The organism is Sphingopyxis sp. DBS4 (assembly GCF_024628865.1).
In the GTDB taxonomy this organism is placed as follows: Bacteria; Pseudomonadota; Alphaproteobacteria; order Sphingomonadales; family Sphingomonadaceae; genus Sphingopyxis.
Window position 1 is genome coordinate 3,550,588 of the sequence record NZ_CP102384.1, and the last position, 15,975, is coordinate 3,566,562.

Below are 15,975 nucleotides of genomic sequence, written 5' to 3' on the forward strand. Positions count from 1 at the left end.
ACGGTCTATTGATTGAAGGAGTTCTCCCATGTCCGATGAAACCCCCGTCAGCGTGACGATGCAGAAGGACGGCGAAATCGCCGTCGTCATCGTCAACAATCCCCCGGTAAACGCGCTCTCGTGGCACGTCCGCCAGGGCCTGAAGGATCATTTCGAGGCCGCGCTCGCCGACGACGGCGTCAAGGCGATCGTGCTGCGCTGCGACGGCGGCACCTTCATCGCCGGCGCCGACATCAGCGAATTCGGAAAAGCCCCGCGCGGGCCCGATTTCAACGCGGTGCTCAACATGATCGAGGCGGCGTCGAAGCCGGTCGTCGCCGCGATTCACGGCACCGCGCTCGGCGGCGGGCTGGAGACCGCGCTCGTCTGCCATTATCGCGTCGCCGTTCCGTCGGCGAAGCTCGGCGTCCCCGAAGTGAAGCTCGGCCTGCTGCCCGGCGCCGGCGGCACGCAGCGCCTGCCGCGCGTCGTCGGGGTCGAGGCCGCGGCGACGATGACCTCGCTCGGCGAACCGCTTCCCGCCGCCAAGGCGAAAGAGCTCGGCCTCGTCGACGAACTGGCGGGCGAGGACAGCCTCGCCGCCGACGCGATCGCCTTTGCCCGCGCCAAGATCGCCGACGGCCCGCGCCCGACGCGCGAGCGCAAGGTGTTCGGCGACGTCGCGGTGATCGAGCAGCTCAAGACCGCCAACGCCAAGCGCTGGCGCGGCTTCGAGGCGCCTTACGCCAACCTCGCCTGCGTCGAGGCGGCGACGCGCCTGCCCTTCGACGAAGGTCTGGCGTTCGAGCGTCAGGAATTCATGAAGCTGATGATGGGCAGCCAGTCGGCGGCGCAGCGCCACATCTTCTTCGCCGAGCGCCAGGCCGCGAAGATCGACGGCCTGCCCAAGGACATCAAGCTGCGCGACATCAAGCATGTCGGGATCATCGGCGCCGGCACGATGGGCGGCGGCATCATGATGAACTTCCTGCAGAAGGGCTTTCGCTGCACGATCGTCGAGATGCAGCAGGAAGCGCTCGACCGCGGGCTCGGCGTCGTGCGCAAGAATTACGACGCATCGGCCGCCAAGGGTCGCTTCAAACCCGAACAGGTCGACCAGATGATGGGGCTGATCACCCCCGCGCTCGAACTCGATGCGCTCGCCGACTGCGACCTGATCATCGAGGCGGTCTATGAGGATATGGGCGTCAAGAAGGAGATTTTCGGCAAGCTCGACAAGATCGCCAAGCCCGGCGCGATCCTCGCCTCGAACACCAGCTATCTCGACGTCAACGAGATCGCGGCGTCGACCAGCCGCCCCGGCGACGTGCTCGGCATGCACTTCTTCTCGCCCGCCAACGTGATGAAGCTGCTCGAGGTGGTGCGCGGCGACAAGACCGCCGACGATGTGCTGGCGACCGCGATGGCGATCGGCAAAAAGATCGGCAAGGTCGCGGTCGTCGCGGGCGTCTGCCACGGCTTCATCGGCAACCGCATGCTCGCGCCGCGCCAGATCGAGGCGCAGAAGCTGCTGCTCGAAGGCGCGACCCCGCAGCAGGTCGACAAGGTGCATGTCGAATTCGGCATGCCGATGGGCCCGTTCCAGATGAGCGACCTTGCCGGCGTCGACATCGGCTGGCACCGCGACCCGAACCGCATCGAAAGCATCCGCGACGCGCTCTGCGCCGAGGGTCGCTGGGGGCAGAAGAAACAGGCGGGCTTCTACGACTATGACGAGAAGCGCACCCCCACGCCGAGCGCGCGGGTCGAGGAGATCATCGCGGAGTTCCGCAAGCGGGCGGGGGTCGAAAAGCGCGAGATCACCGATCAGGAGATCATCGAACGCACGCTCTATCCGATGGTCAACGAGGGTGCGCTGATCCTCGCCGAAGGCAAGGCGCAGCGCGCGAGCGACATCGATGTCGTGTGGATCTACGGCTATGGCTGGCCGGTCTATCGCGGCGGCCCGATGTTCTGGGCGGGCATCGAAGGCACCGACAAGATCGCCGCGGCGCTGGAAAGCCATGGCTTTGCGGTGGCGCCGCTGCTCAAGGAAAAGGCGGCAGCGAAGAGCGGGTTCTGAGTCTTTAGCCGCCAAGCAAAGCAGGGCCGCCTGTCCCACACCGGGGCAGACGGCCTTTCTTTTGCCTGCGCACCGCCGCAGGCATGAGCGAAAACTTGCGATTCAGGGTTAAGATGGTGGCAATGGCCGTCGTTAGGGCAGAGCATGAATGCGATGTCCCTGATTGCCGCCCTGCTGCTTGCCGGAAGCGCTGTGTCGCCGCCCGCTGCGACACCGCCGCAGGCGACTGCGGTCGGCGTGGCGCGGGCGCGCATCTTGGCGCCCGCGGAGGTTCGGCGTGTGGGCGATCGGCTGGAGATCAAGACCGGCGATCGCCGCACGCCGACGCAGCTTCATCGCACCGCACGCCGCGACGGCGGCGAGACGGCGGATTTTTATTGAAGCTCCGCCGCCACCACAAAGGCGGGCGACGCGCTATTTCTGCAACGTCTGGATGATCGCCGAAAAATCGCGATGGTCGGGATCGGCCGCCACGAAGGCTTCATAAAGCTCGCGCGCGCGGCTGCCCATCGGGACATCGGCGTCGACGCTCGCCGCCGCCTCCATCGCGAGGCGCAGATCCTTGAGCATCAACGCCGCGGCGAAACCACCCTTGTAATCATTGTCGGCGGGGGTCGCCGGGCCGACGCCGGGGAGCGGCGCATAGCTGGTCAGCGACCAGCATTGCCCCGACGACACACTGGCGATGTCGAAGAAAGTCTGCGGGTCGAGCCCGAGCTTCTGCGCGAGCGCGAGGCTTTCGCATGTTGCGATCATCGACGCGCCGAGCAGCATGTTGTTGCAGATTTTCGCCCCCTGCCCCGCGCCAGCGCCGCCGGCGTGGATCACCGCCTTGCCCATTACGCCAAGGATCGGCTCGGCGCGCGCAAAGCCTTCATCGGTGCCGCCGACCATGAAGGTCAGCGTTCCCGCATTGGCGGCGGCGATACCGCCCGAGACCGGCGCGTCGACCGCGACGAGGCCTTTCGCGGTCGCCGCTTCGATATTCGAGCGTGCGGTCGCGACGTCGATCGTCGAGCAGTCGAGCAGCAAAGTGCCCGGCGCGGCGTTCGGGAAGACGTCGCTTTCATAAACGCCCGCGACATGCTTGCCCGCGGGGAGCATCGTCACCACCGCCTCGGCGCCGGTGACGGCTTCGGCTGCTGAAGCGGCGCGGGCGCAGCCAGCCTCGACCGCGCGGACGAGTGCTTCTTCGCTAAGGTCGAAGGCGCGGACCTCATGCCCAGCGTTCGCAAGGTTCGCGGCCATGCCGCCGCCCATATTGCCGAGTCCGATGAAAGCGATTTTCATATTCTCTCCCCTCCCGCTTGCGGGAGGGGCCGGGGGAGGGCCTGTCCCGAATATTGCACTGGCGGGGAGGAAACAGGCCCTCCCTAACCCCTCCCGCACGCGGGAGGGGGACCGGGCTCACCGCCCCTTCCACACGCCTTCGCGCTTTTCGATGAAGGCGGCCATGCCTTCGGCCTTGTCCTCGGTCGCGGCGAGGATCTGGAACAGGCGGCGTTCGTAGAGCAGCCCCTGGTCGAGCGTCGTTTCGAATGCGGCGTTGACCATGTCCTTGTTCACCATCGCGGCCATCGGCGGCATCGAAGCGATCGTCGCGGCGGTCTTCACCGCTTCGTCGACCAGCGTCTCGTGCGCGACGACGCGCGCGACCAGCCCCGAGCGTTCGGCCTCGACAGCATCCATCATCCGGCCGGTGAGGCACATCTCCATCGCCTTCGCCTTGCCGACCGCGCGGGTCAGCCGCTGCGACCCGCCCATGCCCGGCGCGACGCCGAGCTTGATTTCGGGCTGGCCGAATTTCGCTTTTTCCGACGCGATGATGAAATCGGCCATCATCGCCAGTTCGCAGCCGCCGCCCAAGGCGAAGCCGTTCACCGCGGCGATCCACGGCTTGCGGACCTTCTTCACGAAGTCGCTCGTCCATTTCGAGAAGAAGTCTTCGAGGTAGAAATCGGCCGCCGGCTTGTCGGCCATTTCCTTGATATCGGCACCCGCGGCAAACGCCTTGTCGCCCGATCCGGTGAGCACGGCGCAGCGCTGGCCGGGGTCGGCCTCGAAAGCCGCGAAGGCCGCGATCAGATCGTCGAGCACCGACGAGTTGAGCGCGTTCAGCGCCTGCGGGCGGTTCAATGTCACCAGCGTGACGGCGCCGCGCTGCTCGACGAGGAGGGTTTCGTATGTCATTCGGCAATCTCCTTCGTCATTCCGGCGAAGGCCGGAATCTCGACGGCGAGACCCCGGCCTTCGCCGGGGTGACGGTTTAGGTTAGAGGGGTCCATTTCTCGTTTTCTGGCAACGGCGCGAAGATTGCGTCGATCCAGTCGTCGGTGACCGCCTCGGGGGTCGGCGGGTCCCATTTCGGACTGTTGTCCTTGTCGATGATCAGCGCCCGGACGCCCTCGATGAAATCGTGCATCTGAACGACACGGCTGCCGATCGCATATTCCTGCGCCATCTGGCTCGCGAAGTCGGGCATCGCGCCGCCTTCCTTGAGCTGGCGCAGCGCGACCTTGCAGGTCTGCGGGCTCTTGGTGCGGAGCGCATCAAGCTCCTTCGCCGCCCATTCGCCGCCATCGGCCTCGAGCGCGGCAAGGATATCCTCGTAGCGGTCGCTGGCGAACAGGCGGTTGATCCGGTCGATCTGCCCGGTGATTGCGGCGGGCGGCGCAGTGACCGACAGTTCGCCCAATATGCCGCCGATACGGTCCGGATGCTGCGCGATACGCGCCTTCGCTTCGGCGAGCTTTTCGGACGGCAGATAATGGGTCGCAAGGCCGAGCGCGAGGCATTCGGCGCCGTCGAGCCGCGCGCCGGTGAGCGCGAGAAAGACCCCGACGCGGCCTTCGAGGCGCGGCAGATACCAGCCGCCGCCAACGTCGGGGAACAGGCCGATCCCCGTTTCGGGCATCGCGAAGCGCGTGTGCTCGGTCGCGACGCGATAGGGTGCGGGCTGCGAAATGCCGACCCCGCCGCCCATCGTGATGCCGTCCATGAAGGCGACGACGGGCTTCGGATAGGTGAAGAGCAGATGGTTGAGGCGATATTCGGTGTGGAAGAAAGCGCGCGCCTCCTTCCCATCCTTCGCGCCGCTTTCCGCGAGCATACGGATATCGCCGCCGGCGCAGAAACCGCGCCCCTCGCTATGGTCGATGATCACCGCCTCGACGGCGCCATCCCCGCGCCACCCGACGAGCGCGTCGATCATCGCCTCGCACATCGGCAGATTGAGCGCGTGAATCGCCTTGGGGCGATTGAGCGACAGGCGGCCCACGCGGCCATCGGTGCTGATCAGAACATCTTCGGTCATTGGCGCAGCAGGTCCCTTCCCACGATCATCCGCATCACCTGGTTGGTCCCTTCGAGGATCGAATGGACGCGCAGGTCGCGCCAGAAGCGCTCGATCGGATAATCCTTCAGATAGCCGTAGCCGCCGAACAGCTGCAGCGCGTCGTTGACGATCTTGCTGCCGTTGTCGGTCGCGAGCCGCTTCGCCATCGCCGAAAAGCGCGACTTGTCGGGGGCGTTCGCGGTGACCTTCGCCGCCGCGAGATAGAGCAGGGCGCGCGACGCTTCGAGGTCGGTCGCCATGTCGGCGAGCATGAACTGGGTGTTCTGGAAATCGGCGATCGGCTGCCCGAACTGCTGGCGGTCCCTGGTGTAGGCGATCGCTTCGTCGAGGCAGCGCTGCGCGCCGCCGAGCGAACAGGCGCCGATGTTGAGCCGCCCGCCGTCGAGCCCCGCCATCGCGAAGCGGAAGCCGTCGCCTTCGGCGCCGACCCGGTTTTCGACCGGCACACGGCAATCCTCGAAGATCACTTGCGCGGTCGGCGAGGCGTTCCAGCCGAGCTTCTTTTCGGGCGCGCCGAAGCTGAGACCCGGCATGTCCTTTTCGATGACGAGGCAGGAAATGCCCTTCGACTTCTCTTCACCGGTGCGGACCATGCAGACATAGATGTCGTTGGTGCCCGCCCCCGAAATGAACTGCTTGGTGCCGTTCAGCACATAATGGTCGCCGTCCCTTTTCGCCGTGGTCTTGAGCGCCGCGGCGTCCGACCCCGACCCCGGCTCGGTCAGGCAATAGGAGGCGATCTTCTCCATGCTGACGAGCTCGGGCAGGAAGCGCGCCTTGATCTCCGCGCCGCCGAAACGGTCGATCATCCACGTCGCCATATTGTGGATCGAGACATAAGCGCTGGTCGCGGGGCAGCCATAGGCCATCGCCTCCATGATCAGCGCCGCCTCGAGCCGGCCGAGCCCGATGCCGCCCGATTCCTCGGCCACGTAAATCGCGCCGAAGCCGAGCTCGCCCGCCGCCTTCCAGACATCGACGGGATAATGATGCGTCTCGTCCCATTCGGCCGCGAAAGGCGTGATGCGATCGGCGGTGAATTTGCGCGCCATGTCCTGAATGGCGAGCTGGTCGTCGGTAAGCTGGAACTGGTCGGTCATATTTCTTCTCTGCCGTCATGCTGACGAAAGTCAGCATCCATTCGAAACTACGTTAGCGGCGGGAAGCCGAGCCGAACCGCCCAATCTTCCCAAAACGGATTTTCCTGTTCGATCAAGGCGATCTTCCAGTCGCGCTTCCATGCCTTGAGCTGCTTTTCGCGCGTGATCGCCGCGTCCATCGTTCCATGCATCTCGTAATAGACGAGCCGCCTCACGCCGTGGCGCTTGGTAAAGCCCTCGATCAGGCCTTCGCGATGCTGGTGAATGCGCGCCATCAGATCCGATGTCACGCCAATGTAAATCGTGCCGTGCCGGCCGCTCGCCATGATATAGACGCAAGGATATCGCTCCCGCATTTCGGTCCTTCTGGCGTAGCGCCAAATGGATGCTGACTTTCGTCAGCATGACGGACCCGAGAGGATGGCCTCGGCCTCGATTTCGACTTTCCACTCGGGGCGGATCAGCGCGGGGATGACGAGCATCGTCGCGGCCGGGCGGATGTCCTTGAACACCGCGCCATGGGCATGGCCGACGCGGTCGGCATCGGCGGCGTCGGTGATGTACATGCGGGTGCGGACGACGTCGGCGAAGCTGCCGCCGAGCGCCGCGAGCGCTTCGCCGATGATCGCCAGGCAGCGCGCAGCCTGCGCCCCGGCGTCGCCGGGGGTCGACGAGCCGTCAGACTCGATCGGCGCGCAGCCGGCGACGTCGATGCGATTCCCCACCCGAACCGCGCGGCTGTAGCCATAGATGGGTTCGAACGGAGATGCCGAGCTGTATTTACGGCGGCTGGATTCAGCCACAGGTGACCTGCGTGATCTTGTACGCATCGTCGTACATCACATTCACCCGGTCCTGCCGGTAATCCATCGTCATCGCCGAGCGCGGCGGGCCCCAGCGCAGCGTGCGCGCGCCGGTCGCCTTGACGATCGCGCCGCCCAGATCGGGCGTCGCGGTCTGACCGACAAAGCTCGCCCCCGCATCGGCGTTGCAGGTCATCTGGGCGGGCGGCGGCGGGGTCGATTCGGCGGGCGCGTCGCTGGCCGCACAAGCGGCGAGCGGCAGGGCGGCGGCGACCAAGCCAAGCAGGCGAATGTCCATCATGAATCTCCCTTTCTGGCCATCAGGCACAGCGGCTATAGCGCATCGGCTCGGGCGCGGCACCCTCGCCATAATCGCGGCGGACGAGCGTCTTGCCGCCGTCCTGCACCGTGAGTTGCATCAGCCGGTCCCAATCCTCGCCTTCGCCGCTGAACTTGTAGTCGGCGACGAGCCGCGTCGCGCTGCGCTCGCGGATATGCGCCAGGATTCCCTGCGATTCGTAGAAGCGAAGGTCACCCGCGCCGATCGTCAGCAGCCCCTTTGCGTCGCCCTTGGTCGAAGTGCAGTCGGCCGCGACCAATCCCCAGCGCCCCTGAAGCGCGACGGGAATCGCCGCGTCGCCCTGACCGATACCGGGGTCGGGCTTCGCGGGCGGCTTCACCGCGGGGTCGGCGGCATAGTCGGGCGCGCTTTCCTGCGCCGCGGCGGGCGCCGCGGGGGCGGCCTCGGGAACCGTCGGCACCGCGGGCACCTTGTCGGCTTCGGCCTGCTCGTCCTTGTCGCCGCCACTACAGGCGGCGAGCAGCAGCAGCGCCGCCGGCATCGTCCATCGCATCATCGTCCTTCTCCTTCGACAGGAGAAATGGTCGACCCGGCGCAAGGGTTGCCTAGCCCATCGTCGGGATGACGAAGGCGTTGCCGCCATCGGGCGAACCGTCGGGCCAGCGCGCGGTGACGGTCTTGACCTTGGTCCAGAATTTCACGCCTTCCATGCCGTGCTGGTTGGTGTCGCCGAACGCCGAACGCTTCCAGCCGCCGAAGCTATGGTAGGCGACGGGCACCGGGATCGGCACGTTGATCCCGACCATGCCGACATTGACGCGCGCGGCGAATTCACGCGCGGCGTGGCCGTTGCGGGTGAAGATCGCGACGCCGTTGCCATATTGATGCTTCGACGGCAGTTCGAGCGCACTCTCGAAATCAGGCGCGCGGACGATCTGGAGGACGGGGCCGAAGATTTCTTCCTTATAGCTTTCCATGTCGGGAGTGACATGATCGAACAGCGTCGGGCCGACGAAGAAGCCCTTCTCATGCCCCTGCAGCGTGAAACCGCGGCCGTCGATGACGAGCTCGGCGCCCTCGTCGGCGCATTTCTGGATCCAGCCCTCGACTTTCTGCTTGTGCGCTTCGGTGACCACCGGGCCGTAATGCGCCTCGGCATCGGTCGACACGCCGACGCGCAACGCCTCGATCGCGGGGACGAGCTTGTCGCGGAGGCGGTTCGCGGTGTCCTCGCCGACCGGCACGACGACCGGCAGCGCCATGCAGCGTTCGCCGGCCGAGCCAAAGGCCGCGCCGGTCAGGTCGTTCACCACCTGATCGAGGTCGGCGTCGGGCATGACGATGCCGTGGTTCTTCGCGCCGCCCATTGCCTGGACGCGCTTTCCGTTCGCGACGCCGCGGTTGTAGACATAATGCGCGATGTCCGACGAGCCGACGAAGCTGACCGCGCCGATATCGGGGTGGTCGAGGATCGCGTCGACCATCTCCTTGTCGCCGTGGACGGTCTGGAAGATCCCTTCGGGCATCCCCGCCTCGAGGAACAATTCCGACAGGCGCACGGGAACCGACGGGTCGCGTTCGCTGGGCTTCAGAATGAAGGCGTTGCCGACGACGGTCGCGATCGCGCCCATCCACAACGGGATCATCGCGGGAAAGTTGAACGGGGTGATGCCCGCGCCGATGCCGATCGGCTGGCGCATCGAATAGACGTCGATGCCGGGACCGGCGCCGATCGTATAGTCGCCCTTCAGCACATGCGGCGCGGCGCAGGCGAATTCGACGACGTCGAGCCCGCGCTGGACGTCGCCGCGCGCGTCGGCGATCACCTTGCCATGTTCAGCCGACAGCATCTGCGCGAGTTCTTCCAGATTGGCCTCGACCAGCCGCTTGAATTCGAACATGACGCGGGCGCGGCGCTGCGGATTGGTCGTCGCCCAGCCGGGCTGCGCGGCCTTCGCGGCGGCGACGGCGCGGTCGAGCACGGCGCGATCACCGAGCGCGACCCGCGCCTGCACGCCGCCATTATTGGGGTCGAGGATATCGCCGAAGCGCCCCGAACCACTGGCGCTACCGCCTGCCCCGCCGGCGATGTGATGGTCGATCTGTCGCATGTTCGAGTCTCCCGTAAAATCTTGTCGCTGCCACAGACCAGTTACGGGGCGATTGCAAGGGATAGACTTGCAGGGTCATACTGCATATTTGCAGGATATGGACTGGGACAAGCTGCAATATTTCCTGTTCGTCGCGCGTCACGGCACGCTCGCGCGGGCGGGGGCGGCGCTGCACGTCGATGCAACCACGGTCAGCCGCCGGGTGAGCGCGCTCGAAACCGCGCTCGGCCAGACCTTGTTCGAGCGCGCGCCCACCGGCTTCGTCCTGACCGCGGCGGGCCGCGCGCTCGTGCCGCACGCCGAAGCGATGGCGGCGGCGGCGGCGCGCATTCATACACGCGACGAGGAAACGGGCCTGTCAGGGCAGTTGCGGGTCAGCGTTTCCGAAGGCTTCGGCAACAGCTTCATCGCGCCGCGGCTCGGCGGCTTCGTCGCTGCGCATCCCGAGCTCGAGATCGACCTCGTCGCCTCGTCGGGCTTCCTCGACCCGTCGCGGCGCGAGGCCGATATGGCGATCCTGCTCGCGCGGCCCCGAAAAGGCCCGCTGATCACGCGCAAACTGTCGGATTACAGCCTGGGCCTCTATGCCCCCGCCGACCGGCCCGAATGGTGCGACGCGGCCGAGCGGACGCCGCTGGCACGCGCGGGGATTCCGGTGATCGGTTACATGCCCGACATCCTCTATGCGCCCGAGCTCGACTATTTGGGCGAGATCGAGCCCGGGCTGCGCGCCACCGTGCGCTCATCGTCGATCCTCGCGCAGCGGCGGATGATCGCGGGCGGCGCCGGGGTCGGCGTCCTGCCCTGTTTCCTGGCCGCGGACGACCCCGCGCTGGTGCGCGTCCGCGCCGATCAGGTGATCGCGCGCGCCTTCTGGCTCGCGCTCCACCGCGACGTCGCGCCGCAACCGCGGATCCGCGCCTTCATCGAATGGCTCGATGCCGAGGTGCGCGAGAATCGGAGCCTGCTGGTGCCGGCCGATGCCGCGCGCGCCGCTCAGAACTGATAGGCGAGCCCGCCGCCCATGAGCCACTGGTCGCGGCTGCCGGCGACGTCGACGATCGGCGAAGCCCCGAAACGGCTCGTCATCCGGCCATATTGCGCGCCGCCGATCAGCACGAAGCCCTTGCGCAGATCGCCCGACAGCGAATAGGCGCCGGCCATGCCGATCGTATATTTGCCGAGCGTCGCCTTGCGCCCCGCGCCGGTATAGACGGGCAACCCGCTCGCGGCGCTGCCGACCGGATCGACGTCGAAATAATAGCGGCCGAAGCCTTTGCCATAGAGGTTGAATGACGCCGAAAGGCCGATATAGGCGCGCTTCGACAGCGGCGTGCCATAATCGATCGTCGGCGAGACGACCCAGCTTCCGTGCCGGCCGCTGATGTCCTTGACCCCGACGACGCGGAAACCGATCTGGTCGTAGCGGCTGGTGATGATACCCGATTGCGTGATCCCCGCCGAAATGCCGAGCTCGACCGCCATCTTGCGGTCGCCGAGCGCCTCGACCTGCGCGTCCTTGATGCGGCCGGTGCGGTCGCTGCGCAGGTTGATGATCGGACCGAACTTGAAGTCGGTCCGCTGCCCGCGCTTCTGACGGATCAGGTCGACCTGAAAATTGGTGCCGCGGGTCGAGAAGCTGTACCCCTTGTAGCGCCCGCGGAAATAGAAGGCGGGGAGGACGTTGCGCTCGTCCGAGCCATTATAGCTCGGCACGGTGATCACCCCCGCGGCGAGCGCGAAATAGTCGCGCGCATAGCGGCGGTCCTCACGATCGTCCTGCGGCCGCGCGGCGGGCAGCAGGATATTGTCATCGATGTCGCCGCTGTCCTGCACGAAGTGCACCGGCGCATCGGCGGGCACAGCGACCGGTGACGGATCGGCGGTGAGCGGCAGATCGTAGGGAAGCGCGACCTCCTCGGCCGCGGCGGGCGCCGCGAAGCCCGCGAGGGCAGCAAGGATCGGCGCCAGGCGGAGGAAGCGGAAGAGCGACGTCAAATCGGGCATATCCATCCTATGTTCTTGCCCCTCTGGCAGCGGGTGTATGGGATTGCCCCGACAATGCAAAGACTTCGTCTTGCCGGGGGAGGCTTTTCGCTTCATCGTGGCTTTCATGCATCGCTCCGTCCTGCCTTCCTTTCTATCCGCGCGAGCGCGCATCGGTTCCCGATGAGCCGCGCCGGACGGTTCGCGGGCTATGCGCTGCTCGCGAGCGCGGCGCTGATCGCGGCGGTGACGCGGCGCGAGGCGATCGCGACGATCGGGCCGTTTCCGGTGATCGCGGTCGTGCTGCTGCTCGCGATGGTGGGGGCGATGCTGGTGTTCACCGACCTGATGGTGCGCGGGCTGTATGCGCAGATCGCTACGGCGAAAGGGCGCGAGGAAGAGGAAGAATAGCTCCCCTCCCTGCAAGGGAGGGGCGGGGGGTGGGTCGCCGCAGGCGTTCTTTCCTTCGGAGTTCCTTCGGGTCGCTTACCCACCCCGCTGCGACTAGGCAGCGAGCTGCCAAGTCTTCGCACCCCTCCCTTGCAGGGAGGGGAGGCTTTTTATTCGACACTATCTGCGGTTACCAGTATGACGCCGCGATGACCGATCGTCCGCATACGCCGCTGCTCGACACGGTGGATGTCCCCGCCGACCTCCGCAAGCTGAAGCCCGAAGACCTCCGCCAGTTCGCCGACGAACTGCGCGCAGAGATGATTTCGGCCGTCGGCACCACCGGCGGGCACCTGGGCTCGGGCCTCGGCGTCGTCGAGCTGACGGTCGCGCTCCACTATGTGTTCGACACGCCGCGCGACAAGATCGTCTGGGACGTCGGGCATCAATGCTATCCGCACAAGATCGTCACCGGCCGCCGCGACCGCATCCGGACGCTGCGGACCGGCGGCGGGCTTTCGGGCTTCACCAAGCGCAGCGAGAGCGAATACGACCCGTTCGGGGCGGCGCATTCGTCGACCTCGATCAGCGCCGCGCTCGGCTTCGCGATCGCCAACAAGCTGAAGGACGAGCCCGGCCGGGCGATCGCGGTGATCGGCGACGGATCGATGTCGGCGGGCATGGCCTATGAGGCGATGAACAATGCCGCCGCCGCGGGCAATCGGCTGATCGTCATCCTCAACGACAATGACATGTCGATCGCGCCGCCGGTCGGCGGCCTTTCGGCCTATCTCGCCAAGCTCGTGTCGTCGCGGCCGTTCGTCGAGCTGCGCGAGATCGCGCGGCGCTTTGCGCGCAAGCTGCCGCAGCCGCTCCACAAGGCGGCGAAGAAGACCGACGAGTTCGCGCGCGGCATGGCGATGGGCGGCACCTTGTTCGAGGAGCTGGGCTTTTATTATGTCGGGCCGATCGACGGACATAATCTCGACCATCTGATCCCGGTGCTCGAAAATGTCCGCGACAGCGACCATGGCCCGGTGCTGATCCATGCGGTGACGCAGAAGGGCAAGGGCTATGCCCCCGCCGAAGCCGCGGCCGACAAATATCACGGCGTACAGAAATTCGACGTCATCACCGGCGTGCAGGCGAAGGCACCGCCGGGGCCGCCCGCCTATCAGAACGTCTTTGGCGAGACGCTGGCGAGGCTTGCCGAGACCGACAAGCGGATCGTCGCGATCACCGCGGCGATGCCGTCGGGGACCGGGGTCGACAAATTCGCCAAGGCGCATCCCGATCGCAGCTTCGACGTCGGCATCGCCGAGCAGCATGCGGTGACCTTCGCGGCGGGGCTCGCGGCGCAGGGAATGCGGCCGTTCGCGGCGATCTATTCGACCTTCCTCCAGCGCGCCTACGACCAGGTCGTCCACGACGTCGCGATCCAGAATCTGCCGGTGCGCTTCGCGATCGATCGCGCGGGGCTGGTCGGCGCCGACGGATCGACCCACGCCGGCAGCTTCGACATCACCTATCTCGCGACCTTGCCCAATATGGTGGTGATGGCCGCGGCCGACGAGGCCGAGCTCGTCCACATGACCTATACTGCCGCCGAATATGACGCGGGCCCGATCGCTTTCCGCTATCCGCGCGGAAGCGGCACCGGCGTGGCGCTGCCCGAGGTTCCGCAAAAGCTCGCGATCGGCAAGGGCCGCGTCGTCCGCCAGGGCAAGACGGTCGCGATCCTGTCGCTCGGCACCCGGCTCGCCGAGGCGCTGAAAGCGGCCGACACGCTGGAAGCGCGCGGCCTGTCGACGAGCGTAATCGACCTGCGCTTCGCCAAGCCGCTCGACGAGGAACTGATCCGCAGGACGCTGGCCGCCCACGAGGTCTGCGTGACGATCGAGGAAGGCAGCATCGGCGGGCTCGGCGCGCATGTGCTGACGCTCGCGAGCGACGAGGGGCTGATCGACGCCGGGCTGAAACTGCGCACGATGCGGCTGCCCGACGTCTTTCAGGATCAGGACAAGCCCGAGGCGCAATATGACGAAGCGGGGCTCAACGCGCCGCAGATCGTCGACACGGTACTGAAGGCGCTCCGCCACAACAGCGCGGGCGTCGAGGAGGCGGGCGCGCGGGCGTGAACGGCTGGTGGTTCGCCGCCGGCTGCGTCGGACTCTATCTGCTGTTCGCCATCTTCGCCGCTCGGGCGAACAAACGACAGGTTGCGGCCTTGGCGAAAAGCCGCGTGAATCCGGGACGTGAGGAATTCGTCGCGCTTCTGATGGACGATTGCGATCCTGACATCGCCGAGTTTCTCTGGACAATATTTACCGAAGAATATTCCCATTGGGGTGTCGAGTTGTCTCCCCATCCTGACGACAATTATCTGGAAGACATGCCCATCGACCCCGATAATCAGGGCGATTGGCTAAGCGACTTCTGTGCGGCGAATGACCTGTCCCCGAAGGACATGCCGCATTGGCCGGATGGCTGGGAGACGACGGTGCGGAATTTCGCCCGCTGGCTTCAGAGATGCGGCAGGCGATGAAGCGGGCGATGGTATCGCGCGCAACCAAATTGTCGCACTTTGTCGCAAAGCCCCGAAACCGCTTGCATGGCCCCTGCCATTCGGCTGAATAGCGCCGACTCCCCAGCCGCCCGGCACAAATCAAGACCGGAATTCTGATGACGAAGACAAGGCCGCTGCTCCTGATCGGAGCCCTGTGCATCGCGACGCTTTCGCTCGGCGCCTGTTCGGACAAGGATGCGAAGGGCGGCAATCGCACCGCCGAGGTCGGCTATGTCGTCGTCAAACAGGAGGCGGTGCCGGTGACCACCTCGCTCGGCGGGCGTACCGTCGCTTTCGAGACGAGCGAGGTACGGCCGCAGGTGAACGGCGTCATCCGCCGCCGCCTGTTCACCGAGGGCGGCTTCGTCCGCGCCGGTCAGCCGCTTTATCAGATCGATGCGAGCCTTTATCAGGCGGCGGTCGATCAGGCCGAAGCGAATCTTGCGAGCGCCCGCGCCAGCGCGCAGGCGGCCGAGGAAAAAGCGAAGCGCTTTGCCCCGCTCGCGAAAATTCAGGCGGTCGCCGAGCAGGATTATACCGACGCGCTGGCGCAGGCCCGCAGCGCGCGCGCCGCGGTGGCGCAAAATGCCGCCGCGCTCGAAACCGCGCGGATCAACCTGCGCTACACCAGCCTGTCGGCGCCGATCAGCGGGCGCATCGGCCGCAGCCTGGTCACGCCGGGCGGATTGGTCAGCGCGAGCCAGGCGACCCCGCTCGCGGTGATCCAGCAGACCGACCCCATCTATGTCGACATGCAGCAGTCGAGCGCCGACCTCACCCGGCTGCGCCAGGCGCTCGCCAGCGGCGGGGTGACGCCGGGCGGCACCTCGGTGCGGCTGAAGCTGGAGGACGGCAGCGACTACCCTCTTCCCGGCACGGTGCAGTTTTCGGAAGTGACGGTCAGCGAGGAAACCGGCACGGTGACGCTGCGCGCGCGCTTTCCGAACCCTGGGGGGCTGCTGCTTCCCGGCATGTTCGTGACGGCGCTGTTCGATCAGGCGATCAATCCGGCCGCGATGCTCGTGCCGCAAACCGCGGTGCAGCGCGATTTCGACGGGTCGGCCTTCGTCTATCTGGTCGGCAAGGACAACAAGGCAGCGCGGCGCAAGATCGTCGCCGAGCGCACGGTGGGGACGAACTGGGTCGTCACCGACGGGCTGAAGCCCGGCGACAAGGTCATCAGCCAGGGGGTCGGCAACCTGCGGCAGGGTGCGCCGATCAAGCCGGTTCCGGCCAGCAGTCCGCAGCGGATAGGGGCGCCCGCGGACAAGAGTGCGGCGACGAAAGGACAATAGCCCCCC

At 66.5% G+C, this 15,975-nt stretch carries 17 protein-coding genes; 7 read left to right on the forward strand and 10 right to left on the reverse strand.

Features of this window, described 5'->3' with window-relative positions:
- Positions 1-28 precede the first annotated feature (28 nt).
- Together NP825_RS17000 and NP825_RS17005 are read left to right on the forward strand one after the other, a co-directional pair.
- Positions 29-2,062, forward strand: coding sequence for a 3-hydroxyacyl-CoA dehydrogenase NAD-binding domain-containing protein (locus NP825_RS17000; protein WP_257545712.1), 2,034 nt, complete (start codon positions 29-31; stop codon positions 2,060-2,062).
- A gap of 153 nt (positions 2,063-2,215) precedes the next feature.
- Positions 2,216-2,443 (forward strand): hypothetical protein, encoded by a 228-nt coding sequence (locus NP825_RS17005; RefSeq protein WP_257545714.1) that lies wholly within the window; start codon positions 2,216-2,218, stop codon positions 2,441-2,443.
- Positions 2,444-2,476: 33 nt separating this feature from the next.
- Here NP825_RS17005 and mmsB read toward each other — a convergent pair whose 3' ends face one another.
- From mmsB to NP825_RS17050, 9 genes are all read right to left on the reverse strand, one after another.
- A complete protein-coding gene (mmsB, locus tag NP825_RS17010) occupies positions 2,477-3,352 on the reverse strand; it encodes a 3-hydroxyisobutyrate dehydrogenase (protein ID WP_257545716.1) in 876 nt (291 codons plus the stop codon).
- A 117-nt stretch (positions 3,353-3,469) separates the two neighbouring features.
- Positions 3,470-4,252, reverse strand: coding sequence for an enoyl-CoA hydratase-related protein (locus tag NP825_RS17015; protein WP_257545719.1), 783 nt, complete (start codon positions 4,250-4,252; stop codon positions 3,470-3,472).
- Between the two features lie 76 nt (positions 4,253-4,328).
- Positions 4,329-5,375, reverse strand: a complete 1,047-nt coding sequence (locus tag NP825_RS17020; protein WP_257545721.1) for an enoyl-CoA hydratase/isomerase family protein — start codon at positions 5,373-5,375, stop codon at positions 4,329-4,331.
- Positions 5,372-6,517, reverse strand: a complete 1,146-nt coding sequence (locus NP825_RS17025; protein ID WP_257545724.1) for an acyl-CoA dehydrogenase family protein — start codon at positions 6,515-6,517, stop codon at positions 5,372-5,374. Before NP825_RS17025 ends, NP825_RS17020 begins: the two co-directional genes overlap by 4 nt.
- Before the next feature lie 47 nt (positions 6,518-6,564).
- Positions 6,565-6,873, reverse strand: a complete 309-nt coding sequence (locus NP825_RS17030; RefSeq protein WP_257545726.1) for a GIY-YIG nuclease family protein — start codon at positions 6,871-6,873, stop codon at positions 6,565-6,567.
- Positions 6,874-6,915: 42 nt separating this feature from the next.
- Complete coding sequence (locus tag NP825_RS17035) at positions 6,916-7,320, reverse strand: RidA family protein (protein WP_257545728.1); 405 nt, start codon at positions 7,318-7,320, stop codon at positions 6,916-6,918.
- Positions 7,313-7,618: an I78 family peptidase inhibitor gene (locus NP825_RS17040; protein ID WP_374046500.1), complete on the reverse strand. Its 306-nt coding sequence runs from the start codon at positions 7,616-7,618 to the stop codon at positions 7,313-7,315. Before NP825_RS17040 ends, NP825_RS17035 begins: the two co-directional genes overlap by 8 nt.
- 22 nt (positions 7,619-7,640) lie before the next feature.
- Complete coding sequence (locus NP825_RS17045; RefSeq protein ID WP_257545732.1) at positions 7,641-8,177, reverse strand: hypothetical protein; 537 nt, start codon at positions 8,175-8,177, stop codon at positions 7,641-7,643.
- Positions 8,178-8,226: 49 nt separating this feature from the next.
- Entirely contained in the window at positions 8,227-9,732 is a 1,506-nt protein-coding gene (locus tag NP825_RS17050) for a CoA-acylating methylmalonate-semialdehyde dehydrogenase (protein WP_257545734.1), read from the reverse strand.
- A 97-nt stretch (positions 9,733-9,829) separates the two neighbouring features.
- On the opposite strand from NP825_RS17050, the gene NP825_RS17055 reads away from it, so the two are divergent.
- The gene (locus NP825_RS17055) at positions 9,830-10,738 is read left to right on the forward strand and encodes a LysR family transcriptional regulator (protein WP_257545737.1); all 909 of its coding nucleotides are present in this window, start codon (positions 9,830-9,832) and stop codon (positions 10,736-10,738) included.
- Here the strand turns inward: NP825_RS17055 and NP825_RS17060 are convergent.
- Positions 10,729-11,739 carry a MipA/OmpV family protein gene (locus tag NP825_RS17060; RefSeq protein ID WP_257545739.1) on the reverse strand — a complete coding sequence of 337 codons (1,011 nt, stop codon included), beginning with the start codon at positions 11,737-11,739 and terminating at the stop codon, positions 10,729-10,731. The two genes, NP825_RS17055 and NP825_RS17060, sit on opposite strands and share 10 nt — an antisense overlap.
- Before the next feature lie 162 nt (positions 11,740-11,901).
- Here NP825_RS17060 and NP825_RS17065 point away from each other — a divergent pair, with 162 nt between their 5' ends.
- From NP825_RS17065 to NP825_RS17080, 4 genes are all read left to right on the forward strand, one after another.
- On the forward strand, positions 11,902-12,129 hold the full coding sequence (locus tag NP825_RS17065; RefSeq protein WP_257545741.1) for a hypothetical protein: 228 nt from the start codon (positions 11,902-11,904) through the stop codon (positions 12,127-12,129).
- A 188-nt stretch (positions 12,130-12,317) separates the two neighbouring features.
- Positions 12,318-14,246 carry a 1-deoxy-D-xylulose-5-phosphate synthase gene (gene dxs, locus NP825_RS17070; protein ID WP_257545743.1) on the forward strand — a complete coding sequence of 643 codons (1,929 nt, stop codon included), beginning with the start codon at positions 12,318-12,320 and terminating at the stop codon, positions 14,244-14,246.
- A complete protein-coding gene (locus NP825_RS17075; RefSeq protein ID WP_257545745.1) occupies positions 14,243-14,653 on the forward strand; it encodes a hypothetical protein in 411 nt (136 codons plus the stop codon). Before dxs ends, NP825_RS17075 begins: the two co-directional genes overlap by 4 nt.
- Positions 14,654-14,790: 137 nt before the next feature.
- On the forward strand, positions 14,791-15,969 hold the full coding sequence (locus tag NP825_RS17080) for an efflux RND transporter periplasmic adaptor subunit (protein WP_257545748.1): 1,179 nt from the start codon (positions 14,791-14,793) through the stop codon (positions 15,967-15,969).
- Positions 15,970-15,975 lie beyond the last annotated feature (6 nt).